The sequence below is a fragment of the Saliphagus sp. GCM10025317 genome (genome assembly GCF_042663665.1).
Lineage (GTDB): Archaea > Halobacteriota > Halobacteria > Halobacteriales > Natrialbaceae > Natronosalvus.
Map to the genome: position 1 here is coordinate 2,280,777 of NZ_JBHTAQ010000005.1, position 24,626 is coordinate 2,305,402.

Below are 24,626 nucleotides of genomic sequence, written 5' to 3' on the forward strand. Positions count from 1 at the left end.
CGCCGATGACGTCGCCAATGATAGCTGTTGTGAGAACCGGGATTTCTCCCGACGGTTTCGACGCTAATTTTCTTCACGATCGATAGAGTCCGTGTTGAGGATACGCAGGTCGAAGAGGAATCGATCAGATCAATCCCCCTACGTTGCTCGAGTTCCTTCCATCGATGGTAGATGACCGCGGCGACGCGTCCCTGATCGTATTCCACCTGGCCGACTCCCCGATTCGGGCCGATATACTCATTTACCCCATCTACCGACTAGAAACGATGAAAGAAGGCGAACCCTCGGCCGACATTCTCCTCGTCGAGGACAATCCGGGTGATATTCGGCTCGTCACCGAGGCGTTCGCGACCGGCGACAGCGAGAGTACGCTCCACGTCACGAAAGACGGAATCGAGGCGCTCGAGTTCTGTCACCGGCGCGGTGCGTACGAGGACGCACCGCGCCCGGATCTCGTCGTACTCGACCTCAATATACCTCGGAAACACGGCGTGGAAGTACTCGAGGAACTCAAATCCGACCCCGACCTCATGACGATTCCGGTGATCGTACTCACCAGCTCGGAGAGCCGCGAGGACATGCGCCAATCGTACGAACGCCACGCGAACGCCTACGTCACCAAACCGGTCGATCCCACCGAGTTCATCGAGGCGATCCAGTCGCTCGAGACGTTCTGGCTCTCGGTCGTTCGATTGCCGACGTGGGTGCGGTAGTCGGCGACTCGCGTTCTACGCCGACTCTTTCTCCATGACGAGGTCCTCGAGGACGAGTACGTCCAGTCCCATTCCGTAGAAGTCCTTGATCGCGTGTGTCGGCGTTCTGACGATCGGTTCGGCGTGGTCGTTGAACGACGTATTGAGGACGACGGGAACGCCCGTGATGTCGGCGAACTCGGAGATGAGCCGGTGGTATCGTGGATGCTGGTCTTCCCGTACCGTTTGCGGTCGCGTCGAATCGTCGGCGGGGTGCAAGACCGCCTCGAGGTCCTCGATTGTCTCCGGGTTTGCGTCGAACGCGTCGATCATGAACGGGGCCGGTTCCCCATCGACCAGGTACTCCTCGGCGGCCGACTCGAGCATCGACGGCGCGAAGGGACGCCACTCCTCGCGGTGTTTGACGAACCGGTTGACTCGGTCGCGCGAGGCTGCCGTTCGCGGATCGGCGAGGATACTTCTGGCGCCGAGGGCTCGCGGCCCGAGTTCCATGCGACCCTGGAACCAGCCAACCAGGTCGCCATCGGCGATCCGTTCGGCGACGTAGCGCTCGAGGTCGTCGGGTTCGACGTAGGAGAGTTTGTTCGTCTCGAGAGTCGACCTGATCTCCTCGGTTTCGTACTCGGGGCCGAGATAGACGTGCGTCTGCCGGTCGACGTTGATTGGTCGCTGACGCGCCCAGCCAGCCCCCAGTGCGAGGCCGGCGTCGTGAGCGACTGGCTGGACGAACGTCTCTTCGACGACGGGCAACTCGCGAACGCGCTGGTTCAGCTTACAGTTGAGCGCGACGCCCCCGGCCATGGTGACCTTTCTCGTCCCGAGGCGGTCGACGGCCGCTTCGACGATGTCGACGACGGTCTCCTCGAGCAACTTCTGGGCCGTGTGAGCGAGGTCTTTCTCCCACTGGTCGAACTCGCCGGACGTCTCGCTTCGGGGGCGGTCGAACGCCTCCTCGAGCGCTTCCACGCCGTGACCGGTCCCCCAGCGTTTCGTCAGGCTGGTCACGTCGTAGTCGACGCCCGTTTCGATCAGCGTACGGAGGGTGTGTTCGATTTCGGTGTTGTCCTCGCCGTACGGTGCCAGTCCCATGACCTTCCCCTCGCCGTTGAACATGCGGTAGCCGAGGTACTCCGTGATGATGGCGTAAAACAGTCCGAGGCTATTGGGGTGTTCGTACGTCCGGGCCCGTCGGAGGCCGTCCTCGGTGGCGTGCCAGACGACCGTCGAGTCGTACTCGCCTTTCGCGTCGATCGTGAGAACGACCCCCTCGTCGAACCCCGAGGGATGGAACGCGCTCGCCGCGTGGCAGCGGTGGTGAGCGATCGTCTCGACCGGCGGCAACGGCGTACCGAAGGCCTCGAGGCGACGTTCGATCTGTCGAGTCGGCAAGAATCGGCTCCGAACCTGCGTGACGAGCGCCTCCTCGAGCGCAGACAGCGTCCGGCCGAATCCGGGTGCACGGATTGCGTCGGTCACGTAGTGAGCGGTGATCTTCCCGCGGAGCGTCGGATCGTAGGGCAAGACGATACGATCGAGTTCGGTAATATCCAGGTTGCGGTACTCGAGACACGCCTCGATGGCATTGGAGGGGAACGTTTCCGTCGCGTGTTTCTCTCGCGTGTAGCGTTCTTCCTCGACGCCGAATACGGGGACCCCGTTCTCGAAGAGGACCGCACTGGGATCGTGCTGGCCGTACAGTCCGATCGCGGGTTTAAATGCGAGTAGATAATCCGTCATGGTGGCGACTGGTTTCGATACTCGTACCGAATCGAGAGACACACAAAACACCCGTGGTCTTTTGCTGGACTGGAAAATCGCAGCTTATTTGCCGACGTTGGGTGACCGATTGGCCGTGAACCAGGAGGCAATGGGAGATTCATCGGATATGTTTCAAGTCCTGGCGGACGACTACGCCCGTCGAATCCTCGTCGCGGCTGACGACGGGCCAATGACCGCAAAAGCGCTCAGTGACGCCTGTGACGCCTCGCTCGCGACGGTGTACCGTCGGGTCTCTACGCTACAGGACCACGGACTTCTCGACGAGCGAACGTCGATCGATTCGGATGGAACGCACAGACGCGAGTTCGAAACCGTCCTCGAGGGACTCCACGTCGACCTCTCGGAAGGCGAGTTTACGCTCACCGTCGATACCTGCGATACGTTGGCGGACAATTTCACGGAACTCTGGGACGATATGCGAGTATCACGATGATCGGGCCATCGCTCGTCGCCGCTAAACTGATCACGTTCATCCTGGGACTGGCAGTCGCGTTGCTCGCGTACCACGGCTACCGTCGGAACCAGAGTCAGCCGATGCTCTACGTCTCGGCGGGATTCGTGTTCATTGCCGCCGGGGCGATCTGTGAGGGACTCATCTATCACACGTTCGGCTTCTCGATTCTTTCGGCCGGACTCATCCAGTCGGCGATCGTCTCGAGCGGACTGGTGCTCGTGCTCGTGTCGCTCGTGAAGTAACGGGCGCAGTACTCTGTGTGCTGTCAATACTGGTGCCGTCGAGCGACGGACGACTCGAGCCTCGATCCAGATGCGTTATTTTCTGCTTCTGGTGCATAGCTCCTCGCGGCTGCCACCAGCACCCAGCAGCGACTCGCCTATTCGTTGAGCGCCGCTGTGGGTTCTGGTCGCACGACGTTCTCGACGTCTCGCACGAGGACGTCGCACCCTGGGCGTTGCGTACGGGACGTCGAGACCGCTGCCAGGACAGCACTTCGCATGTGACGGAAACTGACACCGGGTTCGCGAGACGCCCGCCGAGCACTGGTGCGGAACCTACTCGTCGGGAGCGTAGCGAAGGCGCAAAGAAGAGACCAGCTGTAGCAATAGTATCGTTTAGAAGTTGTGTATTACCTGGCTGAGAGTGCCGTTTTCTGTCGTTTGACGGCAAATATTTCCCTCTGAAGTCGCAAGTAGATGCATGGGGGGTCACAATGCGGATGACGGTTCAGTACGGGAGGAGTACGACTGGTCGGTGACGAGGCCGAGCATCGCCGTAATCGACGCCGTTGCGCACGCTGAAGACGTCGAGATAACCGACGTTTCGTCCGCTCTCGATACGACGTTGTACGAACGAGTCGATCCGGACGCTCTCGATACACTCGTCTCCGCTTCTGATCACGTTTCGATCTCTTTTTCTGTCGCCGATTACGACGTCCAGATCGAGGGAGACGAGGTCGTCGTCAGCGACGAATAGTCCAGCTCTCGATTTTTGCCCGATCCACGTCTGGCGAATAGTTGATTCGACGCAGGTGGGTCGATCGGATGTAATTGTACGAGAATAACGTGAGAGGGTGGTGGTGGAGAGCGTTAAATGCTAACACGGCAAATATTGCATATGGTTACGTTGGACGAAATCTTTGAACTGTTGGAAGATCAACGACGGCGATATGCTTTGTATTGTCTCTACGAAAAAGACGGCCCAGTAGCCGTTTCTGAAGTGGTGGAACAAATAGAGACGTGGGAAGATGACCCGCCCGAGGCTGATGGGAGTCTTGATCGATTCGAAGAGATCGCTCTCGATCTGAAACACGTCCACCTGCCAAAATCTGCTGAAGTGGATTTCATCCAGTACGATCGGGAACAGGGGCTCATCCAGGTCCAGGGTTCACCCGAGGAATTCGATGCCCTGCTCACAATCGCAAAGATAGTGGAAGAACCGGAAGAATGAGGCGAAGTTTTGGCTCGAGTAGATACCAGCACTGCCCCTTACCACGTTGGAAATAGATTTCTCCTCCTGTTCTCAGTGTGTATCACAAACTCAAGTAAAATAATTCAAACTGGGGATCAACGCCGATTCTACGTGGCTGATTTGGCCTGTCGTCTAACCTTAGCTCGCAACTTAGTCCGTGAAATTCCTCCGCTATCGGCCTTCCGGTGGTGGTCAGGGCAGAGAACGATCAGATTTGAAGGGTCGTTTGGACCGCCTTCACTACGAGGCTTGATGTGATGGACCTCCGGGTGATCCGTCCGGTTATCACACCATTCGCAATGCTGGTTCGCACGATCAAAATACAGTTCATCTTTCAACGATTGTGGAGCGGGCGGTGTTCGCTTAACGTTATCCTCGTTGTCACCAGCGGTATCTGATTCGTCGTTCGAGTTTACTGTGGTGAGAAAAGTCCAAGCCTCGGCGGCCCCCTCTTGATTGTAAAGCGCGATCGCCCAGCCGAAGATTGCAAGACCTCCAAGGAGGAGCGCCGAGCTTATGTAGAACACTGGCGTTCCAAAGTCGAACGAAGACGAGAAAAGAAACAATCCACCAGCGAGCAACATTACTAACGCTATCCCACCAGGCGGAAGTTTACTATCCACACCAGACTGCCCCTCATTAGTCGAACCAGACGGATAACCCAGTCCAATTCCAGCATCAGATAGCCCGAGACTCGGGAGAACGGATGCCGAATCGGTTTCGACGATATCTTCAAAGACCGATCGGGCTTCTGCTGCTGAATCGGCCTCATACATCGGAACGCCAGCGGCGTTTCGATCGTCGAACATTCCCGGGTCGTACTTTGGCGTGGTAATAATTGCCTCTGTTCTCTCTTTGTAAGTGGCTTCATAGAGGCCGTTATCCTTTTTCTCCAGACGCCAATTCCCTTCGCGACGTACAACACCCATGCGAGCAAAGATATAACCCAGGAGAAATATAATTTTGGATGAAATTACCGCTGAGAGGATCAAGTAGGTCGAAGGGATTTGAACCACGGTCGCAGAAAAGCTGCTCTCTGGCTCAAATCCCTCCAAATCACATACCTGCCGCTCACGTGTTTGTTCGCGGCAGAGGGATGGGGTCGGAGGGCGTTGGGGAGAAGGTTTCGCCAAACCCAGACTACACAGCGGGCGATCATGCGTCCACCTCCTCGAAATCCGTCGGATCCATATGAACGCAGATATCGATGCCATCGAATTTCGTGATCCGTCGACGCAGCTCCTCGTCGAGATCGGGCCGATCGTAGTACCGCCGAATCACATCGGGAGTCGTTGCGGCCCGATCGGCAACGTCCTGCATCGACCGACCGATATTCAACTGCCAGGTGATACTGCCTCGACGAATCGGGTGCGGAGACGTTGACGACGGACACTTACTGGCGTGGGTTTGTTCCGTCCAGGTGCAGTTGTGGCGCTGTTTTCCGTGCGGACACTCCTGCATGACGCATGGAAGCGTCGCGACGTACAGCCAGTTCGTGATCGTACTCTTCGAGGGTCGACCTCGAATACTCGAAAACAACGGCTTTCGTCCGTTATCGTCTCGCTTCTTGTAGCGGTCACGCTGCACGTACTCGTTCAGAACGCGATTGGGTTCTTCCGAGAGGATTACCTTTCGCTGGTGAGTGTCGCCGCGTTTCAATCGAGTTCCTGATTCGGGTCGATTGATGAACTTCAGCGTTCGAGTCTCCGGGTCGTAGTCCTGGACGTCCAGCGCTCGGATGCACGATCGCCGCGCGCCCGTGTGACCGATGACCTCGAGGAGCGCATGGCATCGCTTTGCCCGCCACTGAATCGAGTCGCGGTAGAACTCCAGGAACTCGCGAAGAGTGTCCGGTCGGAGAATATCCGAGCTGGTCTGCTAGCTGTCCTCGAGGCGCAGCGTTTCGATGGCGAGGTGAGTCCCGACATCGACAAGACCCTGAGACTCGAGCCACTTGAGCCAGGTACGCGCCATCTTCTGCTTGCTGTAGATCGTTGCGCGTGCGTAGTCGGTTTGCACCAGCCAGTCGGTGTACTTGCCGACCTCCCAGAGGTCAAGGTCGTCGAGGGTTTCGAGATCGTGGTCCGCGGCGAAGTCCTCGAACGAATCGAGTCCCTTCCGGTACGACCGAGCCGTTTCGCCTTTCCAGTTCGGTCGCTGACGAGTGATGAAGAGTTCCGTGGCCTCGCGAATGTCGAGGTCGGGGGCATCGCGATGGTTCGGTGCCATCACTGTACCTCCACGATCGGCGTTTCGTTCGGGTACTCGCGAGCTTCGCACTCCTCGCAGAGCCAGCACGCGCCGTATTCTCGAGTGACCGCGAGTCGAGCATTACCGAGAACGTTACAGATGATGCAACGGTGGCTCACGAATCGACACCTCCTTTCGGGCCGATCGGCGCGGGCTCCTGGAGGAGTTGACGAACGACGCTATTCGATTGGAGTTTCGCGCAGCGCTTGCACGTTGGCTCCTCGAGGCGAGCGTCGAGGCCGCGTGCTCGAGCACCGCAAGCGCACGTAGCCTCTGACGTAAAACTAGCAAAATTATGGGTGCGCGATTCCTCTTGCCGTCTGTGGGGCGGATGCCCCGCAATAGTTCCGTGCTTCATGGTTCGAACGGAGCTATTTTCTGAGCGGCGTGCCAGCGCCGCTCGACTTTAGATGACAATGAGAGTCATCTTCAGCCGATTTGGTAGCTCCGATTACCATGATTAGAGGAATATTGCATAAATGCATCGGTTATTCGATCTTACCATATTTGAACCAAAGTAGCTAATTGCGGAGTGTTAGGTAAGACTATCCTAATACGGGAGTAATGAGACAATCTGGGACATGGATGACGATTTGGGACGACCGAATTCTAGAAATTATCAGAAGCGAGGATGCTGGGAGGGTCGGCGATCTGGCTGAACGGAATAGTATCAGAATTTCTCAATCATCTGTATCGAGACGCTGTAAAAAATTAGCTGAACATGGGCTTCTCACTCCTCTCGGAAATGGGGTTTACACTATCACAGATCGAGGTAGAGCGTATCTCGATGAAGAATATGACGCAGAAAATGAGGTCTATTTGAACGAGAACAGTTCAAACGATGGGCCAACGGCTAGAGGGAAATCGAAATCATGAGTGGACGGAAATCTGCCAGATGGATGTGTACACTAGATGAGCGAATATTAGAACATCTTGAAGAAGAAGATTGGTCTACTCCTTATGTTATGTCCCAAGCAATGAAATTCAATGCATCCCGTAGGCGAGTAGCTGAACGTTGCTCAATGTTAACTCAAGTGGGACTTGTAGCCCCAATCTTCGAAGGAAGTAATATGTATGAGATCACAGGGGATGGTTCAGACTATCTTAGTGGATGTATTGATATGCAGCTTCGCCCAAAACCTTCTCGTAACTCTATTCAGATAAGTGAAGGGTAAAACGGTGAATATAATGACCAGCAACTAACAGATGGCCTGAAGCAAATATCACTGAATGATTTTATAATTGAGAAATAGGCCAATTCTAATTATTCCGTATTATCCTGCTCAGACTCTTCCTGATACTCAGAAGTGCGAGCTCCCGGCCATTTCAGATCGTATAGATCCTTTTTGAATTCCAGGCCATGAGGGACAGATGTTGAATAGATCTTCTCGGCTTCCTCTGAATACTCTTCTTTATGTAGTTTTCCAACAACTTCATCAACAAAAATTGATTTGTTTGGCCCCTGATCTCTATTATCAAAGTCCCAGTTCTCTACGAGTTTAAGTAAATAGTCCGGGGCCTTGTTAGATTTCATTACCACATCATCTTTGAATATGTTTGATACTCTTTGAGAGGATCGTAATGGATCGTTGGATAATTCGCTAATTTCAAGTTCCAAGATACGGTCTACGATCTCATGGTCATATTGAGTAGCCACTTTACTTAACTGTTGAAGGAAGGGTTGTTTGTCCCTTCTCATAAACACCGACCTAGTATCCAATATCTCGTCCAATGCACTGTCACCAATAATTGATGCTACCTCGAGCCATTGCGGATACTTGTTTTTGTTAATTTTATTAATTATCCCACCATCATCAAGCAAATTCAGACACTCTTCGAAAATATCGTTATTTCGAGAATCAAGTGATCTCGAGGATTCTTGCATTCGCCCTATAACAAACGTTAAAGCATTTGCGATGTCTTCATCAGTATCATTGGTTGTCACACTATCTAATATGCGATAGCATATATCCAGACGAGTTGGTGAATCGTATTTTTGACATAGTCTGCTTGCATTGGATAGATTGCCATTATTGATGTGGTTCAAAATATCCCTCATATCATCCACTCCCGCCACGCTATCGCTTGGAGAATTCAGAGCTAAGAATGGGCGCGGATCCAGCTCATTACGATCAAATTTTGGTTGTAAATCAAATAGACCCCACCTTATGTTGCCTTCCCGTTTCTCATTGACCCACATTGAGGCATCAGTAACAAAATTCCTCAAGTCTTTATCATCACTCAGCAATTTAATCAATGCAATTCGATAAAGGGCAGAATCACTGCCCAAAATCTCATTGACCGAATGACTATCCTCGAGATCGAAATTATCTAGGTACTCTGAGCCTAGTTCTTTCATCCATTGGGCGTCGCAAAGAGCCGAACGAATTGTCCTAAGATTGGAATCAGCGTATGCAGCAGATGCCATTGCTATGCGTTCAGCTTCAGCATCTGTAATATTATAATCAATCTCTTGTGTGGTGTGATTAATCAACTCCACTATATTCTCTCGAGATAGAGGAGGCACAGGTATGACAACCTGAAACGTTTTATAAATAATATTAGGATCAATCTCGTCCTCTACATTTGAGTCAAAGGCTCTGATTACCTTTGGCCCGTCAATTGCAGCGACAAATGCAATTTCTGCACCTCCGTTATCTGGATTAAGGTAAGTTGATAATCCTGTGATGACTTCACGAATTTCCTGCTTACTGCAACGATCGATGTCATCAATAAACACGACGACCTTCTTGTTGTTATTTCCTGCTCTGTTCAGAACTTCTTTGTAACGGTCTTCAAACAGATCGATTTCACTAATTTTTGGTTCTTTAACGTCAAAGGTGGTTTTTGATGCCAATTCGGAACCTAAATCGTTTCGAGAGTATACGATAAGCGAAGTAAATAGGAGATAGGATAAGAATAAAAGCAGTCCTCCTCCAACCGAGGTTAAGATACCTGAATTTAGAGAGAATACAAGCAATCCGGCAATAAAAAATACAGATATGATAAATGAGAACGTCGCAATAAAAGTGAGTTGTGCACGAAGTGTTTTCAAGAAGTCAATGAGAAACTCGCTCATCGACTTCAGTTCTGACCTAGAAGACTCAAAATGGTACTGGGTTGTCTCTAAGATCGGATCTTTGTTAATTTCATCTGCTACCTGGTTGTCTAAGGTTTTTAGGAATGTTCGGCGTAGGGTTGTTTGATCAGGTCCATATCGCCACGGCTCGTACCAAATAGTTATAATATCGCCATTCTCTTCATCGAATTTTTCCTGAGCTAAGTCTAATATAGTGGTTTTTCCGGTCCCCCATGGCCCATTGACAGCAATATGAATCATAGGATCCTTCTTGACTTGCTGAGCAATCTGCTCCCCTAGCTCTTCTTGACCGAATTCTACGGAATTATCTGGGTTTGGCTTGTGAACAGCAGATCTTGTGGAACTCATGTTGTCTCCCAATGATTGATCCATTGAACTTTAATCATTTAAAGACACTGTTTGGTGTGCGGGTTATAAAGCATCAAGAAGCCAAAAACCAACAATGACTCTTAACCCACAGGACGAGTTATTAAAAGAGATATAATTAGAACTGACACTGAAGCCCTGTGGGATGATATCTAAGTATTCAGATAAAGATTCTAATCCCACATCAGGGTACTACAAGACTCAGGCAGCTGCTACGCTATCATTGATTCAAAAGCTGAATGAACTAAATTGGACGAACTACTTAGAACCCGTTTATAAATGGACGAGAAACGTAGATGTTTATTGAAATCTAATTCCAACCTCTCTACAATAATGGGTCTAAAGAATCATGGCGTAGGTTATTTACTCAAATTTCGATCTTCAATATATGATGGTTCAAAATGGTTGACCGACCGAATAGGGACGTTTCTGATAAGAGTTCTCAATAGAAAACATGACACAATTGGCGGAAACGTGCTGACCAAAGATTCAGGTCTTAGTCCTAGGACGATTTTTCTTCAATCATTTCATAAAAAGTTTTGTCTATATGCATCAGTGTTAATATTTATAATCATAGCCGGGTCGTTACTACCTGGGTACACAGACACGGCCGCTCTATCAATTAGAGTAGTAGGATCTTTGATCATTGCACGCGGGCTATTTCAGGGAGATGATGTAATTAAACAGAAATCAAGATCTACAGTAAATACAAGAGATGAAGATGGGAATTGGCGAGTTAATGACTTAGGTGTTGAAAGGGATACTAATCGGACGATTGATGTAATATTTGGGTCGCTATTTCTCGTCATTGGTTTTATATATCGAATACCGTCTCTGCTCTAATATCGTGAGTTAAATTATATGGTCGAATGTTTATTTCTATTTTAAACAAGCAGTTGGTTGAGGGCAAAATCGACGGGTTCATGTATTGTTGGAATACCGTTATTTCATGGTTCGAAGACGAACACTCTTGATCGGTGCCTGCGGCTTCCTTGGCTCCTTAGCAGGTTGTCTCAGTGACGAAGACAATAACAGTGAAAACGAGGAGGAAGGAAACGGAGATACAGATGAAGGAAACGGAGGTAAAAGCGAAGACGAGCCTCAAGAAGAGCATGTAAACGCAGCTGCGAGTGTAGACGGAAACACGGTTACTATAACCGACCTCGGAAACGCAGATGGACTATTCTGTAGCAGCGCAGACGTAGAAAGCGTTTCAGACATCGAGGACGGCGTTAATGGAGGGACAAGTACCGGATCATCATTCGAATGTGAGTCAGGTGATGGTGTTATTGGAATAAACAAAGCCGGTACAACTACTAGAATCACTTCAGTTGATTGAAACCATTTGAGAAACGGCCTCAGCCCCCACAAGGAGGGACTTCGGCCGCAAATTCGGCCTTTAGATTCGATCAGTATTGACGATCGACACCGACGAAGTGGGTCGGTGGGTTGGTGGGTGGCTCCTGGAGGGAAGCGCGCCGATCGTGGTCGAGGCCAACTGGATATCGCAAGAAAATCTGGAGGGGACCACACCGAATCAGGACACTCTGTTGAAGTCCATAATCGGTGATAGTTTCTTATGATTGTGCTGAATACAGGGCGCGTCTTGCAGTTTTCTCCGTGTCGAATTTCTATAAATTCGGCAATATCGAAAAAGTCTCTCCGTCGCTATGATACATAGAAGAACAGCCAATAGCTGACACCTCCATAAACCCCCATTGTTGCAAGATGGTGTGTGTTTCCTTGGAGAAACCGACTGAGCGATTGAGACCCGTATGCCAGATACCAGAACCCAGTAAGATGTCGAACGGCCATAATTGCGGTCAGTAACAGTAGACCACCTACTATAGGGAATCCAGTGAACGACAATATCCAACTCACCGTACCGTATCCCGTAACGAGTATAATTCCGCTTGCAAAAAACATCCGAGCCGCACTCGGGTGCGACTGTTCATCCTTGTCCATTTCTTCGACAAATTCACGAAGAGAATTCCACTTCTTAATGTCCTTCTCAGGGATAACGCCGGGTTCCTTCAAAATGAGGTATGCAAACTTATAGTAAAAAGTTGCCAGTACAGACAGTGACAGGTGATATAACGGATTATCGGTCTTCTCCTTCCCATTCTGAACGGCCAATCCTTTCGTGAAAAACGCTGAACCCCACCAGATTCGATAGTCTCTGAAAATAAGTTCCTGTAGCACTACAACGAACAAGACCGTCCCTATCAGTATGAGGGAAACCACAATGGGCCTTGTCGCCCAATCCCCCGCTACACTTAGAACCGTGGTGCTAATCTGAAGCACGCATACGATTGTTAACAGCTCAACCAGTCGTACAGTTCCGTTTAGGATTGACTCTTCTTCGGCAAATTTTCCAATAATTCCCATCCTACGAACGAGAGTTAACACAAGCAAAAAAAGAGCACAGAGGGTAATTATCAACGAATGTCTTGTTTCCGAATTGATGGAAGCAAGAGTAGCTGTTGCGACTAAGGCAGTGAACGCTATCTCGAAATCAACGGACTCCGGTTGCTTTTTCTCAAATATTAAATCAACTAATCGGTTAGAGTCCGCCATCTCTCGAAACATTCTATCCTGACGATATGAATCCTCGCATTCCTGAAACAGTGAACAGCAGCAATCAGTTCCGAACTTTGAGGTGCGTTCCAACAAATCTCCGTTATATTGGCTCGCTTTCCCGGTATATGGGTAAATATCTAAGTAAGGTCAATCAGGAGTCAACCGGTCCCGATTCGTGAAGCAATTCGAGCAGTTCGTTCCAGTTCAAGTCTTCAGCGAACAGCCCAGCGCGGAGGTTCCACGCCCAGGGTGCAGGTTCATCCGGGTCATAGCCCGTCGAGGTCGCCTCAAGGTTCTCGAGCGAACCACCGAACAGACGATCAGCCGGGAAATCGCTTTCAGCAGGCCACTCAGAGAAGAACTCAGCCGTTTCGGGAGCCGACTTAAACAGCGCCAGATTCGTCAATCGCTTCACTTCTGGGTCGACGTCCTTTCCCGTATGGCCGATCACCGCGCAAACCTCCACACCGAGTTTGCTCATTCGCTTGATCAGCGGAGACCACTGATTCGCCACCTCGTAAGAATACGTTCGGGCGTCGAAGTGCGTCGATCCTTCGTCGACGACGACCATTTTCGGGACGTCGCGATGCTCGAGCAGGGTAATGACGAGATCGTGCGCTGAGGTCACGCGATGATCTACGATATCTGCCCGTGCGTTCGAGATAACGAGGAGGTCCGACCACCAGGCCTTCGCGATCTCCCCGAGCAACCAAACGCTATTCGTCTTACCAGAGTTCGGAGCTCCAGCAGCGAGAATCGTCGCCAGTGCGCCGTCAGCCTCGAGCTGCGCGATGATCCTCGAAGGAAGTGACACCGACGAGGCGTCGAGGTCCTGTTCCGTTACGCCGACCAGGTAGGATGCGAGCGCGAAGTCTTTCGATTTCACCGCCTGCGTTGCCGCTTGCGTTTTTAGATTCGGGAGTACGACACTCCCGAGATCTGAGTCACGAAACTGGACCTGGTCGGCATCGGCGAGCACGTCCTCGACGAATGAGAGCGCCGCCGTGTGTTCAGTCGTGTAGGCCGCGTGCGGACGAATATCGTCACCGCCGTCTAGGCGACCAGCAATTTGTTCTTGTAATTTGGCTATCGTGAGCAGGTTTTCGTCGGTATCAGTCATGGGTGAATTTCGGTTTCAGGTACCGAGACAGTCCGAACGCGAGGCCGAGCACCGCCGTCGCGAGCAGCAGGCCAGCGATGATATCACTCCAGTAATGCACACCGATGATTACGCGAGTGAGCGCGATCGACGAACCGAGCAGCGCCGCGATCGTGGTTCGCCAACCGATCGATCGGTCCTCGAGCAGTGCGATCGAGGCATAGGTCACGAGCGAAACCGTCGCGTGACCGGACGGAAAGGCGTAGCCGCCAGCCGTCGCACCTGGAGGCCGTGGGACTGCGAAGTGGGTCTTAAGTGCAGTCACCAGCACAATAGCACCGAGTGTCAAAACCAGAGGCCGAACGTCTCCTGGACGAACCACGAGCGCGAACGCGATCGAGATAGCGACCAAAACATGATAGTCACCGAGATTTGTCAGCATTGCCGCGAGTGAAACGAGATCAGTCATCGGCAGGCCTCGGTAACGTTTCTTCGGGTTGCTCAAAATCGAGGTCGTCCAGGTCAGCCTCGAGGTCGAGGTCGTCCTGATCGAGTTCGTTCATCTTCTCGAGAAGGCCGAAGTCTTCGAGTGCGTCGTTGACCGCCACGTCGACGCCTTCGCCCCGATCGGGAAGCGTCCCTTCCTCGAAGGTTTCGACGACGGATTTGGTCGCGTCTTTCGTCGCCCGATAGACGATCGACCACAGGTTAGCCTCGAGCGCGAATAATTTTCGAGCGTCCTCCTCGAGCATTCCGCGACACTCAGCCACGGCCTGTAGTCCAGTCAGGAGCTCGCGATCGGAGAGCGTTCCGACCCACGTTCCTTCATATGTACTTTCGTCGAGATCGACACCACGAACCCAGTACAACATGGGAGCCGCCTGGTGCGGAGAACCATCCGTACAAGTCATCGCCTGAAAATCACTGGGCGTTATTTCGATGAGTCCACCGTCGGTGAGCTCACGTTCGACGTCCACGAGGTAGACGAACGTTGGTTCAATCTGCTCTTTGACTACGTCGCCAGTATAGAGACCAGGGAAGATGAACGCAAGGAACGCCAGCCCGACAATCTTGTGCCACCGTTCGAGCGACGGCGTGTAGCCGAGCACGATGAGCACGGCGACGCCGAGCAGGAGCACCGATAGTATCTTAAATATATTATTCGAGATATATCGGAACACCTTCAGGCGCGACGGCTCATCATCCGGGCCCGGTGAGTCGGTGGATTGAGTTTGTTCAGTCATTAGGCCAACCTCTTTGGATCGAGATCGAGTCCCGTCTTTCGTTTCAACACCTTCCAGATCACACCACTCATCACAGCGAGCCCGGCGCCGATCGCCGAGTACTGCGAGTCCTTGTGCGTCCAGGGGCCGCCGATCAGCGCGTCCGAGCCCTTGTCCAGCGTGGCGTACTCCTGAGTGGTGAAGACGTTCTCGGTAACGACCATCACGTCGCCGTCAGCCTCGATCGTGACCGTGCGCGAGTTCTCGCCGTCCAGGGCGATGACGCGAGCGTTCAGCGTGCCCGAGTCCTGGTCCTCGGAGTCCAGTGGTTCCATGACGATCACGTCGACAGCCTCGTCGGCGTCGACGGTGACGGTGAAGCGACCGTCATCGTACGACCACGATTCGACCCAGGCGTACTGGTCGATCTCGGTGTACGTCTCCGATCGGTTCTCGTTCTGGTCGTCGTCGCGATCGTCCTCGAGGCCGGGTGCGCCAGCGTCCGGTCCGTTGGGGTCGCCGGGAAGATCGTCATCGACGGGCGTCGAATTGTTTTCTTGTGCGGCTGCGCCGCCAGCGAGCAGCGCGAGCGCCATCGCTACGGCGAGCAGCAGCGAAAGAAATGTTCGAGACATGGTTAGTTGCGGGTGTTGGTGCGACCGCCGTCGCCGTCGTCGGACAGCATCGCGAGGCCAGCAGCGCCCGCGAGGAGCATCACGATGATGCCGGTGTTGCCACCGCCCCAGTCGGACCACGGCCACGAGAAGCCGTCGCCATCTCCAGACGACGTATCGTCTTCCTCCGTTCGGAGTTGTTCGAGGTACGTCTCAAGTTTGTTCAGGTACTCTGCGAACTCGGCAGAATTATAAGTATCATACTCAGGCTCCCGCCAGTCCGGTTCGACGACTACCACGTCGTTCGAGTCGTCTTCGCCGACGCTCGTCGAGTCCTCGATCCCGTAGTGCTCGAGAATCGCGAGGACGTGTTTCGTGTACTTGATATCATCAACGCTGTCGAACTGGTCCATCTCGGAGACGATCGTGTCGATCGAGTCCGGCGTGCCAGACAGCGCCTCGAGGTCGGAGATCGTCTGGTCGTCGACGTGGGTGATCGTGGCGTTGCCAGCGTCCCACATCTCTGTGACCTCGAGCACGCCGTGCCAGAGGTCGACCGGCCCCTGGCCGTTCGTCTTGTCGGTCGACTCATCGAACATGATCGCTTTCGACGCGATGCCGTCGAGGTCATCGACCCGTTGGTAAGCTGGAGAGTCAGCGCCAGAGTTACCCGAACGGAGTTCTTCGCCGGTGGTGATATCCCGGACGGAGATACTGGAACCAGACGCACTGACCAGATAGCCGTCAGGTGATACCGTCAGACCCCCCGACGGCGCATCGGCGTCATTCCATAGCGACGTGTTGGTGAAATCGTAAGCCCTGAGACTGTCACCGTTCACCAACAGAGTGTCATTTGTTAGTGCCACAGCATTCCGCGTACCCGCACCATCATTGCCGAAGACTTCCGTCCCGTCCGAGGTGTCGAGGACGGCATAGGATCGGTAAGTCGTGTTCGAGAGACCGTCACAGCCGAGGTAATTCCCGTCAGGAGACAACGCGAGATTACTCGCGTAATAGATATTTCTATTACTGATCCAAATTGTAGAACCATCAGAGGTATCGTATGCCTCCACCTCGTTCGTACCCTGGTTCGAGACGTACACGATCGAACCATCGGGCGTCATCTCGAGAGCGTCAACGTTCCCGGCGCTGATCGTCTGCTGAACAGACCCATCTGCATCACCGATTATGGCTACAGTGCTGTCAGTGCTCCGACCAGCGGCGATCGTGCCGGTCGAGGCCGAATAGACCAACTGATCAACAGCCGTCGTATCCGCACTCGTCCACACCTCGGAACCATCGGAGATATTGTAACAGGCGACACCGTCGGGACCAGCCGCGTAGATCACGCCGTCTCCGACCGCCACATCGTTTGAATAGGCGGTTTGGATCGCGAATTTGAACTCCAACGAGTGATGGTCGTATGCCCGAATCTCACCGTCTCCAACGCCGTAAACTAAGTTTCCGACGTAGTACCGGCCACCAGTTTGGAACCCGGAGCCAGGGAGATCGGCCCCGAACAGCACACCAGAATACGATTCGTTCTCGACGAATCCATCAGGGTGTGCGTGGCGGTCAGAGAGATTCGGGTCCGGGTCGACCCAGGTCTCGGTCGCGCCCGTCCAGTTGACCGACATTCCACGAATCTTCGAGAAGTCCGGTTGCACCATCCCGAGTTGCTGAAGCATCGAAATGCGGAATCGTTCATCCGACACGTCATCCGTCCCCGAGAGGAACCGTGCGATACCTTCCGGCGAACGTACCTGGTCGGGCGTGATGTTACCAGCGTCCAGCTCGGCGTAGATGTCGGAGACGAACGACTCAGAGTAGTTGCCCGTCACCGTATCCGAGAGCGACTTGATTTCGTCGAGCAGTTTGAAGAACTCCCGTCCGTCGAACACGCGAGCCGATTGCAGGTCGGCAGCACTGACGCTCTTGATTGTGAAGTCCAGGTCTGTCGAGACAGTCGTCCCGTCGCTCAGTTCATACGTGACCTCCTCGTTCGTCGCGTCCCAGGAGTCGACGACCGACTGGTCGAGAATCGGCGCCTCCTCGAGCACCGTGCTGCTCGAAGTGTCGTAGAACTCGACCCGAGGGATTTCATACGGCGTTTTGCTACCGTCGCCGAGGACCGGTTCGATTTCCTCCTCCGACGGCGAGACATTCCAGATGGCCGTCCCATCGTGGAGCGAAATGTCGGCAGCCTCGGTCGTGCTCTGTAGCCGGAGTTGAATCGTGTTACCGCCGTCGTCAGTCCCGACAGCGGCAGCCCAGGAGTCGTCGTCGAGGTCGTCCTTCGCAACTCCAGCCGCGAAACCGAGTTGCAGGAGCGACTTAGCCGTGACATGGTAGTGGTTGTACTCAGGGAGTTCGTAATACTGGCGAATACGTTGCATCGCCCGGTCGTAGGCGACACTGGAGCTATCGCCATCCTCCCAGGCCGACGCGATCCCGTGACGCGCCTCGAGCGAGGCGACTGGGCGCGTATCCGTCAGCCGGTTCGAGAACGTGACCTCGTGGGTCGTGAGCGATTCGTACTCGGACACACCGAGGTTGTGTAAGATTGCTTCGTCGCCACTCGGCGACTCGTTCACGTCGTTTTTGAGCAGCGTGTAGCCGACGAGGCCGAAGAAGCCGACCGGCGAGATCGTGGCGACCGCGTAAGCTCCAGCGCCTTCGGACGTGGCCGCGCCAGCGATCGACGAGACGACGCCATCGACGAGGCCATCAGCCGCGAGCGCCGAGCCGCTCGAGGCCGCCCCGGTGGCCGTCGCGAGCGCGAGCGTTGACGCTGCCTTGAGCGCCTGTCGGCGCGTCAGCGTGCAGCCGTGATCGTACGCGTCGGTAGACACTCAGATCACCCCCGCTGCGCGGAGGCCGACGAGCACGACGACGAGCGCCGAGGCCGTGACGTTATAGCCAGTGATTGTCTTGCTGTACCACTCTGCTTTCGATTGTGGTTTCGTGAAAAATTGCATAGTGATCGCTAGATCAGGCCGTACGAGATCGCCACGTAGGCGATCAGCGCGAGGCCAATGAGTTTCTTGATCGGCAGTACGCGGAGCGCCAGAAGTGGGACCATCAGCTACGTCCTCTGCTGCCTCCGTTCGAGCCGTTCTTTCCACTGAACATGATCGCGCCACCGACGATGATGCCGAGCACGATCGCCGTGCCCGTGAGGCCACCATCGGCGCCGAACAGCAGACCGCCCGAGGAGCCATCGTTCAGCGCCACCGAGGCGCTGGCGATGTCATTAGCGTCGCCGTCGACGACGACCTGATACGAGGCGTTCTGATCGAGCGCGGATTCGTCCTCGAGCACGTACGCCGTCGTGTTCGAGTCGCCTTCGTCGACGGAGATCGAGTCAGTGAGCAGCGCCGTGGCATTCGCCGAGTCGTTGGCGTACTCGTCGGCGTCGTAGAACGTCACGTCAGCAGTGGTCGAGTTCTGCCCAGCTGCGGCGCCCGCGAACGTCTCGTTCGCGTCGATCGTTACGTCGATCGACTCGGTGTCATTCGTCGTGTCAACGGTTTCGTTGAGGAGTTCTGCCGCAGCGACGATCCCGCCAGTCGCGACGAGCGCGACGAGCACGACCAGCGCGGCGACGGTGCGTTTCCCGATCATAATTTATTGAGTCGCGACGGCTAATCCGCCCATCGCGATCAGGAACGCGAGAATCTGCGTCAGCGGCTCCGAGGTGTTCACGAGGTCCGTAACGGGCTGGACGTACTCGTGGCCGAGCACGACGATCGGGGAGCCAGCGATGAGTGCCTTTTCCCAGTCCTGGTAGTGATCGAATGAAGTCGTCTCGGACGACATGAACGCCACCGCGTAGATGACGATCGAGCCGAGCGCCGCGTGTTCTGTGGTCAGCGTGTAGTCGATCCAGGCGAACGTGATGTCGCCCGAGATTGCGCCGAACTGGAACAGCGAGAGCAGTCCGAAGAACATCCCGAGCGCCGCCGGGAGCGTCCTCATGTTGGCGTAGTCGTTGAGCAGTCCGTTCATCGATTGTCGTCCGTAGCTCCGGTGAGTCATGGGTAATGAAGTGGTGTGTCAGCAGCAGCGGTTATTCGCGAGTGTAGACGGAGTAGCCGCGCCGGCTTTCCCCGTCGATCTCGAACGTGTCATCACAGACGACGGCGATCTCCTCGCCTCGAGAGATATCGTTCTCCTCGAGGGCGGCGTCGATGCCGTTAGTCGACCAGAAGCAGACGAGTGCGCCATCTTCGAACTCGCCGTACGGTTCGGAGAGGCGCATTTCGATGACAGTCGTGTCGTGATCGCCGCAGTCCGGCTTGAGATTCAGGAGCGTTCCCTGGACCAGCTCGCCGAGCGCAGGGCGATCGACCCATTCGGTGTCGAAGTCGTCGTCGTTCTGTTGCGGTGCAGTAACCTTCGTGAAGCCTTCAGGGACTTCGGCTGGTTCCGTTGCCATGCAGCTAGATATTCTAGGAATCTAGTGATAAACCTGAAACACCCTGGGTGAAAGTGAAAGCGACAAACGGAACGGTCATGATTCGGAAACCGGTACAACCGGTGTTTCAAATTCCTCAGGGACCGGTTTCCCGTTCCATTCAAATTGCACCAGATGATCAACCATAGCAGGGTCTTCAATATTGTGTTTATGATAGAAATGACCCGCAATCGAGGAAGCCCCGTATAACGCTACGTTACAGCGTCGGCAGCGTGTTTTCGGTGACGCGATATCATCGTAATACTGTAACCGGGTTGTTTCGAGAATATTGGTGATCGGGAGATGAGTCTCGACGAGATCGACGCCACCGCTCGAGGAAGGTGAATGTTCTTCCCCATCTTCGTCGATGAACGCCTCTATTTTCCATTTTCCACTTTCTTCAGGAACCGAAAAGCTATCTCGTATCGGTTCTGGCGAGTCTCCTGAAAGCACTTGTTTCACAAGTGGCAGATGTTTCGGATTGAGATCTAGCGCACCGAGAAGATGAGCTGGTGTAGTATCGCTTCCGTGTACGTCCACATAGCGTTCAATTTGGTTTCTCAAATCTGCATCAACGACCGGTTCACCGTACCGCGCTCCGGCAGTATCAGGTCGTTTCTCGAGGCCGTTCCAGTCCGTTTGATCGTCGTCGACGAGCTGGTCACCGCCGTTGGTGGTGGCACGATCGACGCGATCGCCCTCGAGGCGGAGTTCGGAAATCGTTTCCGAGGTCTGGTCAATACCAAAACCACTACCACAGCAGGCACAGACGATCTGCGATCCCCGACCAGACGAGTGTTTCAAACGGTCTCCGTGATTGTGTTCCTGCTCACTTCTGGAGTCACGGTACTCCGCCGCGCATTGATCAGCCGCGATGGCCTCGTTCAGAACTTTCGATCGGCCCATCCGTTGGCGATTCATCGACCAGATCACTGCACCCCACGCGACATACTCAATCGGGCGCTCGATGAGGTCTTCATCGCCGTACGTCTGTGCGTAGGCGCTCAGATAGGAGCCCATGTTTGCCACATTCGAATTTACTGAAATAGGGCGCTCATCGGGGTTTTCATGGGTGTAGTTGTGGGCTTCAATCGTCGCGAAATCGCACACTTCTACGTGTTTATCTATCGCCTTTCGAAATGCCTTCTCGATCTTGAATTCTGCGTGCTCGAGGTCGCTTCCGTACCGCTCTTCGAGATCGAGATTGAGATAGACGCCGATATGATTGTGGCTATAACAGGCGTTCGGACCAGGGTTTTTGTCTGGATCAGAAGCTGCACCGACTCCGTGTGGCTCACCAAACCGTAGATACCCCCATTCGTGCGATTCAAGACCAAGGTCAGTCTCGCAGATGTTGCGTACTGTATCACGAGTCGCGCCGTAACTCCAGGCGTCTGAGACGGCATCGAAGTGGTCGACCGGAGCAACCCGTTCACCATCCGGAATGCTCGATCCCGTATTGGTGAGCATCACCGTCACGAGGTTATCCCATTCTCCTTCGATTTCCGTTCCGTCAGGGTGTTTGCCGCCCGTCAACTGTCGTTCGAACGCCATCGCCCTGGCGTATTCCTTATTCGCGTACTCTTCCCCCCAGCTATCTTGTAGCGGCACCTCAAATTCGATCTCTTCGCCGGAATCGTCGATGCCCGAAAACCGCACGCTCATTCCTTTCTCATACCGTTCGTGTGCATCGAGGAACGCGAATACAGCGTCTTGCCATGTCGCGGCGCGCCGTTCGCGAAGGCGGTACGTGACGAAACCGTTCTCCCATTCGCGTTCTGGTTCGACGTACTCCGGTTCGTAGTCGGCTTCAGTCACCTCTCGACGGAGTGATCGACCGTGCTTTTTGGTCAGCGGAAGGTGCGCCAGGTGTGGGTAAACCTCCGCGAACTCCTCGGCACGATCGAGGGGTGTCGGGCGGTAGTCACCAGAGGGTGTAACACCAGGCTCCGCCGCGACGGCGCTTCCGGTTGTCGCGCCGTCTCCGTGGGTTACACAGTTAATCTGGGAAGGCCAAGACCGCGAAGTACCCTGCCCTTCGGAAGATGCTGATAGCTCTCCCGCCGCTTCGAACTCGTTTGAGCCCGACATTAGTCACGATTCAAGGGCGGGGCGTGATCCGCCAGGTCGATTACCTCGAGCTGAAGCTCTACGTCGCGATCGTGGTACCCACAGGTTTCACAGTACCAAGGGCGAGTTCGATCACGGAGTAGATTAACCGAAGAGCAGAATGGACACGACCACCGAGGAGACGGATCCCAGGTGATCCGTGTCATCGTGACCACCAGCCATCAGCTAGCGGTTGGTCAGCTACAGAAACGGAACACCCTCGAGGCGCTCCCTGGCCGGAACGAGGCCGGTCGCTCGCTTCGCTGCGCTCCCTGCATTCCGGGCTTCCGCTCGCGCTTTCAGCGCTGCGCGTTCCGGGCATCTGCCCATCCGGCACTCGCGCCTCTCGGTCGATGCTGGAAACAGACCGCCTTCGGGACGTGACCGCCGGAGTGTTCCCTGAGTGAGTCTGGTCACCGGGCTCGTGATCGGTGCGTTCGAGGTCAGCGGGACTGTGACAGTATCGACACTTGCCCGCTTGTGTGCAGCTCTCGTCGAGGTAGTTGAGACATTGAGATCGGCAGCTCCGACAGCGGTAGCTCTGGAGGCGATGCCAATCGGTCACGCCGACCACCTCGGTACCCAAAACCGAGCCAGGGTAGTCGAATTAGATAATGGATGTGGTAGTAGAAGGGTTTGTACTAAGCCCCCTTCTATCCACAGTATTAAGATATAATTAAGGTGAGGATGGGGTCGGAGGGATTTGAACCCCCGATCGACTGATATCTCCGGTGCGCCTCGGAACTCCAGAGGGTCATCACACGGACACTGATCAGGTGCCCGATCAGTATATCAGTCTGGAGTGTCGTCCCGGGCGCGGGACCTCTGGAGTCAGTCGCCATGCCTGGCTTGGCCACGACCCCTCGAGCAATCGTTGGGTGATCCAGCCTAAAGCAGTTACGATTCAGGTGAGAGTTTGCGACCGGACCGAACAAGCGACTCGAGCGCTCAGCATCAGGCGAAATCCGACTCGAGCCTAGAGCCAGGGGGCACGTCCAGCAGTCGACGTCGTGTCGTCGCCCGGGTACGGATCGGTGTCGCCGTTCGACTCGTCGACGGTCACGTCCGCGTCCTCGTGTTCGGAGTCGGTCGCTTCCGCCGCCGATTCCGAACTGACGCCGCCATCGGCCCGCGTTCCGGAGCTGGTTGACGAGTTGGACGCTTCGTCATCAGTGTCGGGATCCAGCGCGAACAACGCGGCGACGACCAGCGCAGCCAGTGGGGCCTGCCCGAAGGCCATCCCCATAATCGAGAGGGGCAACAGACCGAGGGCGACGGCGCTCCCGAACCGGAACCGGTTGAGGTCCATGTACTCGCGCAAGTACGGGCCGCTGACGGCCACGGAGAGGGCGAACGCCACGCCGATCACGGCAGCCAGCGTTGCGTTGGCGACCAACTGCGGGTCGTCCATGAGCGCGAACTCCGCACCCGTGGGCTCGAGACTGGCGACGAGTCCCAGTCCGATGATGACGCCAGGGCTCGGCAGGTACTCGCCGACGGTGGCGCTCGCGGTCTTGGCGGCGATCGCCAGGATGACCAGCGCGGCGAATCGCTCGAAGGTGGCCGTCTCGATCACGCTCTCGATCGCCGGTGCGAGCGCGGCCTGGATAGCCGCGAGCACGATCAGCGGGATGCCGACGATCAGCACGACGCGAACCTGTTCGCGGACGGTCCCCTGCATCTCCGCGAGGATGACGGCGAGGGTCGCACTGCCACCGAAGATGAGGAGGCCGACCTGAACGGCGCTCGTCGGCGTCTCGAGGGCGCCGGCCAGGATCAGGGCGACGAAGATGCCGTCGACCAGCGGGAGGGCCATCACCAGGGCGAGGAGTCTGGCGTCACCGCCGACTAACCGCTCGAGGCGGAGGGCGACGGGGTGTTGTGACGTACTCATCGATCACGAACGATGGCCGTGACCCGAGGCCTGGGGATGGGGGTAACGAGGTGAACGGTCCCGCAGCGACTGCTGGAGCGGAAGCCAGTCCATCGGCATCGGCGTCGGCGCCGACGTCGACGAGGAGCGTTTCCGCCCGAACCGAAGACCTCGCGCTGTGAGTGGGCAATTCCCAAAGAAAATCGCGGCTACGGAGTCGAACGTCGTCCGGCCGGCGAGTCGGGAATCGCGGAAGTTCACAGCGTGCATACTCGAATCGAGTGGACCTGTATTATTAAACGTTGTGTGAGATGGCTGAACACGAACCGTGAAATCGTAACTGAAACGCGAGTAGTATCGACGAATAGTTCCTGGCACGAGTGATTGGATGAGAGTTTTCAACACAGGCCGTCCTCGAGGGGCAATAATTGCCCGTCAGAACCTGAAACGTCGAATTGTGTTAGCGCTGGTATCGGTGTCGACCATCGAGAACGCCAATAAGTACCACACACTCGAGGGAGTCTCGGAACGCTTTTT

At 54.8% G+C, this 24,626-nt stretch carries 24 protein-coding genes and 1 tRNA gene; 7 read left to right on the forward strand and 18 right to left on the reverse strand.

The features are described 5' to 3' along the window. Positions 1-266 precede the first annotated feature (266 nt). Complete coding sequence (locus ACFQS4_RS13160) at positions 267-713, forward strand: response regulator (RefSeq protein ID WP_497903199.1); 447 nt, start codon at positions 267-269, stop codon at positions 711-713. Positions 714-728: 15 nt separating this feature from the next. On the opposite strand, the gene ACFQS4_RS13165 is transcribed toward ACFQS4_RS13160, so the two are convergent. Further along, positions 729-2,450 carry a carbamoyltransferase family protein gene (locus ACFQS4_RS13165; RefSeq protein ID WP_497901936.1) on the reverse strand — a complete coding sequence of 574 codons (1,722 nt, stop codon included), beginning with the start codon at positions 2,448-2,450 and terminating at the stop codon, positions 729-731. A 148-nt stretch (positions 2,451-2,598) separates the two neighbouring features. Between ACFQS4_RS13165 and ACFQS4_RS13170 the strand changes: the two genes are divergently transcribed. The 4 genes from ACFQS4_RS13170 to ACFQS4_RS13185 all read left to right on the forward strand — a co-directional run bounded on the left by ACFQS4_RS13170 (position 2,599) and on the right by ACFQS4_RS13185 (position 4,398). After that, positions 2,599-2,925, forward strand: a complete 327-nt coding sequence (locus ACFQS4_RS13170) for a helix-turn-helix domain-containing protein (protein WP_425499148.1) — start codon at positions 2,599-2,601, stop codon at positions 2,923-2,925. Beyond that, a complete protein-coding gene (locus tag ACFQS4_RS13175) occupies positions 2,922-3,188 on the forward strand; it encodes a DUF7521 family protein (RefSeq protein ID WP_497901937.1) in 267 nt (88 codons plus the stop codon). The genes ACFQS4_RS13170 and ACFQS4_RS13175 overlap by 4 nt, the downstream gene beginning before the upstream one ends. Positions 3,189-3,648: 460 nt before the next feature. After that, on the forward strand, positions 3,649-3,924 hold the full coding sequence (locus tag ACFQS4_RS13180; protein ID WP_497901938.1) for a HalOD1 output domain-containing protein: 276 nt from the start codon (positions 3,649-3,651) through the stop codon (positions 3,922-3,924). 141 nt (positions 3,925-4,065) lie between these two features. Continuing rightward, positions 4,066-4,398 (forward strand): DUF7344 domain-containing protein, encoded by a 333-nt coding sequence (locus ACFQS4_RS13185; RefSeq protein ID WP_497901939.1) that lies wholly within the window; start codon positions 4,066-4,068, stop codon positions 4,396-4,398. 128 nt (positions 4,399-4,526) lie between these two features. On the opposite strand, the gene ACFQS4_RS13190 is transcribed toward ACFQS4_RS13185, so the two are convergent. The 3 genes from ACFQS4_RS13190 to ACFQS4_RS13200 all read right to left on the reverse strand — a co-directional run bounded on the left by ACFQS4_RS13190 (position 4,527) and on the right by ACFQS4_RS13200 (position 6,648). After that, positions 4,527-5,474 carry an HNH endonuclease gene (locus ACFQS4_RS13190; RefSeq protein ID WP_497901940.1) on the reverse strand — a complete coding sequence of 316 codons (948 nt, stop codon included), beginning with the start codon at positions 5,472-5,474 and terminating at the stop codon, positions 4,527-4,529. A 100-nt stretch (positions 5,475-5,574) separates the two neighbouring features. Beyond that, positions 5,575-5,739: a hypothetical protein gene (locus ACFQS4_RS13195; RefSeq protein WP_500193616.1), complete on the reverse strand. Its 165-nt coding sequence runs from the start codon at positions 5,737-5,739 to the stop codon at positions 5,575-5,577. Positions 5,740-6,297: 558 nt separating this feature from the next. Then, positions 6,298-6,648, reverse strand: coding sequence for a site-specific integrase (locus tag ACFQS4_RS13200; protein WP_497901941.1), 351 nt, complete (start codon positions 6,646-6,648; stop codon positions 6,298-6,300). A gap of 585 nt (positions 6,649-7,233) precedes the next feature. On the opposite strand from ACFQS4_RS13200, the gene ACFQS4_RS13205 reads away from it, so the two are divergent. Then, complete coding sequence (locus ACFQS4_RS13205) at positions 7,234-7,545, forward strand: winged helix-turn-helix domain-containing protein (protein WP_497901942.1); 312 nt, start codon at positions 7,234-7,236, stop codon at positions 7,543-7,545. A 388-nt stretch (positions 7,546-7,933) separates the two neighbouring features. Here ACFQS4_RS13205 and ACFQS4_RS13210 read toward each other — a convergent pair whose 3' ends face one another. Next, positions 7,934-10,117 (reverse strand): P-loop NTPase fold protein, encoded by a 2,184-nt coding sequence (locus ACFQS4_RS13210; protein WP_497901943.1) that lies wholly within the window; start codon positions 10,115-10,117, stop codon positions 7,934-7,936. 967 nt (positions 10,118-11,084) lie between these two features. Here ACFQS4_RS13210 and ACFQS4_RS13215 point away from each other — a divergent pair. Next, positions 11,085-11,474 carry a hypothetical protein gene (locus tag ACFQS4_RS13215; protein ID WP_497901944.1) on the forward strand — a complete coding sequence of 130 codons (390 nt, stop codon included), beginning with the start codon at positions 11,085-11,087 and terminating at the stop codon, positions 11,472-11,474. 329 nt (positions 11,475-11,803) lie between these two features. On the opposite strand, the gene ACFQS4_RS13220 is transcribed toward ACFQS4_RS13215, so the two are convergent. The 13 genes from ACFQS4_RS13220 to ACFQS4_RS13280 form a co-directional block, all read right to left on the reverse strand. Further along, the gene (locus ACFQS4_RS13220) at positions 11,804-12,712 is read right to left on the reverse strand and encodes a hypothetical protein (protein WP_497901945.1); all 909 of its coding nucleotides are present in this window, start codon (positions 12,710-12,712) and stop codon (positions 11,804-11,806) included. Positions 12,713-12,866: 154 nt separating this feature from the next. Beyond that, the gene (locus ACFQS4_RS13225) at positions 12,867-13,835 is read right to left on the reverse strand and encodes a hypothetical protein (RefSeq protein ID WP_497901946.1); all 969 of its coding nucleotides are present in this window, start codon (positions 13,833-13,835) and stop codon (positions 12,867-12,869) included. Then, positions 13,828-14,319 carry a phosphatase PAP2 family protein gene (locus ACFQS4_RS13230; protein WP_497901947.1) on the reverse strand — a complete coding sequence of 164 codons (492 nt, stop codon included), beginning with the start codon at positions 14,317-14,319 and terminating at the stop codon, positions 13,828-13,830. Before ACFQS4_RS13230 ends, ACFQS4_RS13225 begins: the two co-directional genes overlap by 8 nt. After that, complete coding sequence (locus ACFQS4_RS13235) at positions 14,276-14,953, reverse strand: DUF8125 domain-containing protein (protein ID WP_497901948.1); 678 nt, start codon at positions 14,951-14,953, stop codon at positions 14,276-14,278. The genes ACFQS4_RS13230 and ACFQS4_RS13235 overlap by 44 nt, the downstream gene beginning before the upstream one ends. 104 nt (positions 14,954-15,057) lie before the next feature. Beyond that, positions 15,058-15,672: a DUF8063 family protein gene (locus ACFQS4_RS13240; protein ID WP_497901949.1), complete on the reverse strand. Its 615-nt coding sequence runs from the start codon at positions 15,670-15,672 to the stop codon at positions 15,058-15,060. Positions 15,673-15,674: 2 nt separating this feature from the next. After that, positions 15,675-18,503: an Env/VP5 family phage fusion protein gene (locus ACFQS4_RS13245; protein WP_497901950.1), complete on the reverse strand. Its 2,829-nt coding sequence runs from the start codon at positions 18,501-18,503 to the stop codon at positions 15,675-15,677. Positions 18,504-18,732: 229 nt separating this feature from the next. Continuing rightward, positions 18,733-19,275: a fibronectin type III domain-containing protein gene (locus tag ACFQS4_RS13250; protein ID WP_497901951.1), complete on the reverse strand. Its 543-nt coding sequence runs from the start codon at positions 19,273-19,275 to the stop codon at positions 18,733-18,735. Positions 19,276-19,278: 3 nt separating this feature from the next. Continuing rightward, positions 19,279-19,659, reverse strand: a complete 381-nt coding sequence (locus ACFQS4_RS13255; RefSeq protein ID WP_497901952.1) for a DUF8023 family protein — start codon at positions 19,657-19,659, stop codon at positions 19,279-19,281. Between the two features lie 61 nt (positions 19,660-19,720). Further along, the gene (locus ACFQS4_RS13260) at positions 19,721-20,089 is read right to left on the reverse strand and encodes a hypothetical protein (RefSeq protein WP_497901953.1); all 369 of its coding nucleotides are present in this window, start codon (positions 20,087-20,089) and stop codon (positions 19,721-19,723) included. A gap of 75 nt (positions 20,090-20,164) precedes the next feature. Further along, complete coding sequence (locus ACFQS4_RS13265) at positions 20,165-21,925, reverse strand: hypothetical protein (RefSeq protein WP_497901954.1); 1,761 nt, start codon at positions 21,923-21,925, stop codon at positions 20,165-20,167. A 492-nt stretch (positions 21,926-22,417) separates the two neighbouring features. Beyond that, the gene (locus ACFQS4_RS13270; protein ID WP_497901955.1) at positions 22,418-22,546 is read right to left on the reverse strand and encodes a hypothetical protein; all 129 of its coding nucleotides are present in this window, start codon (positions 22,544-22,546) and stop codon (positions 22,418-22,420) included. Between the two features lie 358 nt (positions 22,547-22,904). Beyond that, positions 22,905-23,079: transfer RNA gene (locus tag ACFQS4_RS13275), tRNA-Trp, on the reverse strand. A 113-nt stretch (positions 23,080-23,192) separates the two neighbouring features. Beyond that, the gene (locus ACFQS4_RS13280; RefSeq protein ID WP_497901956.1) at positions 23,193-24,110 is read right to left on the reverse strand and encodes a DUF5794 domain-containing protein; all 918 of its coding nucleotides are present in this window, start codon (positions 24,108-24,110) and stop codon (positions 23,193-23,195) included. Positions 24,111-24,626: the final 516 nt, after the last annotated feature.

Coding starts and splice junctions, on each gene's coding strand:
- ACFQS4_RS13240 (WP_497901949.1), bottom strand. CDS start 15,672: ATGTCTCGAACATTTCTTTCGCTGCTGCTCGCCGTAGCGATGGCGCTC.
- ACFQS4_RS13200 (WP_497901941.1), bottom strand. CDS start 6,648: ATGGCACCGAACCATCGCGATGCCCCCGACCTCGACATTCGCGAGGCC.
- ACFQS4_RS13170 (WP_425499148.1), top strand. CDS start 2,599: ATGTTTCAAGTCCTGGCGGACGACTACGCCCGTCGAATCCTCGTCGCG.
- ACFQS4_RS13270 (WP_497901955.1), bottom strand. CDS start 22,546: ATGGGCAGATGCCCGGAACGCGCAGCGCTGAAAGCGCGAGCGGAAGCC.
- ACFQS4_RS13185 (WP_497901939.1), top strand. CDS start 4,066: ATGGTTACGTTGGACGAAATCTTTGAACTGTTGGAAGATCAACGACGG.
- ACFQS4_RS13220 (WP_497901945.1), bottom strand. CDS start 12,712: ATGGCGGACTCTAACCGATTAGTTGATTTAATATTTGAGAAAAAGCAA.
- ACFQS4_RS13225 (WP_497901946.1), bottom strand. CDS start 13,835: ATGACTGATACCGACGAAAACCTGCTCACGATAGCCAAATTACAAGAA.
- ACFQS4_RS13260 (WP_497901953.1), bottom strand. CDS start 20,089: ATGGCAACGGAACCAGCCGAAGTCCCTGAAGGCTTCACGAAGGTTACT.
- ACFQS4_RS13210 (WP_497901943.1), bottom strand. CDS start 10,117: ATGAGTTCCACAAGATCTGCTGTTCACAAGCCAAACCCAGATAATTCC.
- ACFQS4_RS13175 (WP_497901937.1), top strand. CDS start 2,922: ATGATCGGGCCATCGCTCGTCGCCGCTAAACTGATCACGTTCATCCTG.
- ACFQS4_RS13180 (WP_497901938.1), top strand. CDS start 3,649: ATGGGGGGTCACAATGCGGATGACGGTTCAGTACGGGAGGAGTACGAC.
- ACFQS4_RS13255 (WP_497901952.1), bottom strand. CDS start 19,659: ATGAACGGACTGCTCAACGACTACGCCAACATGAGGACGCTCCCGGCG.
- ACFQS4_RS13250 (WP_497901951.1), bottom strand. CDS start 19,275: ATGATCGGGAAACGCACCGTCGCCGCGCTGGTCGTGCTCGTCGCGCTC.
- ACFQS4_RS13160 (WP_497903199.1), top strand. CDS start 267: ATGAAAGAAGGCGAACCCTCGGCCGACATTCTCCTCGTCGAGGACAAT.
- ACFQS4_RS13195 (WP_500193616.1), bottom strand. CDS start 5,739: ATGCAGGACGTTGCCGATCGGGCCGCAACGACTCCCGATGTGATTCGG.
- ACFQS4_RS13280 (WP_497901956.1), bottom strand. CDS start 24,110: ATGAGTACGTCACAACACCCCGTCGCCCTCCGCCTCGAGCGGTTAGTC.
- ACFQS4_RS13215 (WP_497901944.1), top strand. CDS start 11,085: ATGGTTCGAAGACGAACACTCTTGATCGGTGCCTGCGGCTTCCTTGGC.
- ACFQS4_RS13165 (WP_497901936.1), bottom strand. CDS start 2,450: ATGACGGATTATCTACTCGCATTTAAACCCGCGATCGGACTGTACGGC.
- ACFQS4_RS13205 (WP_497901942.1), top strand. CDS start 7,234: ATGAGACAATCTGGGACATGGATGACGATTTGGGACGACCGAATTCTA.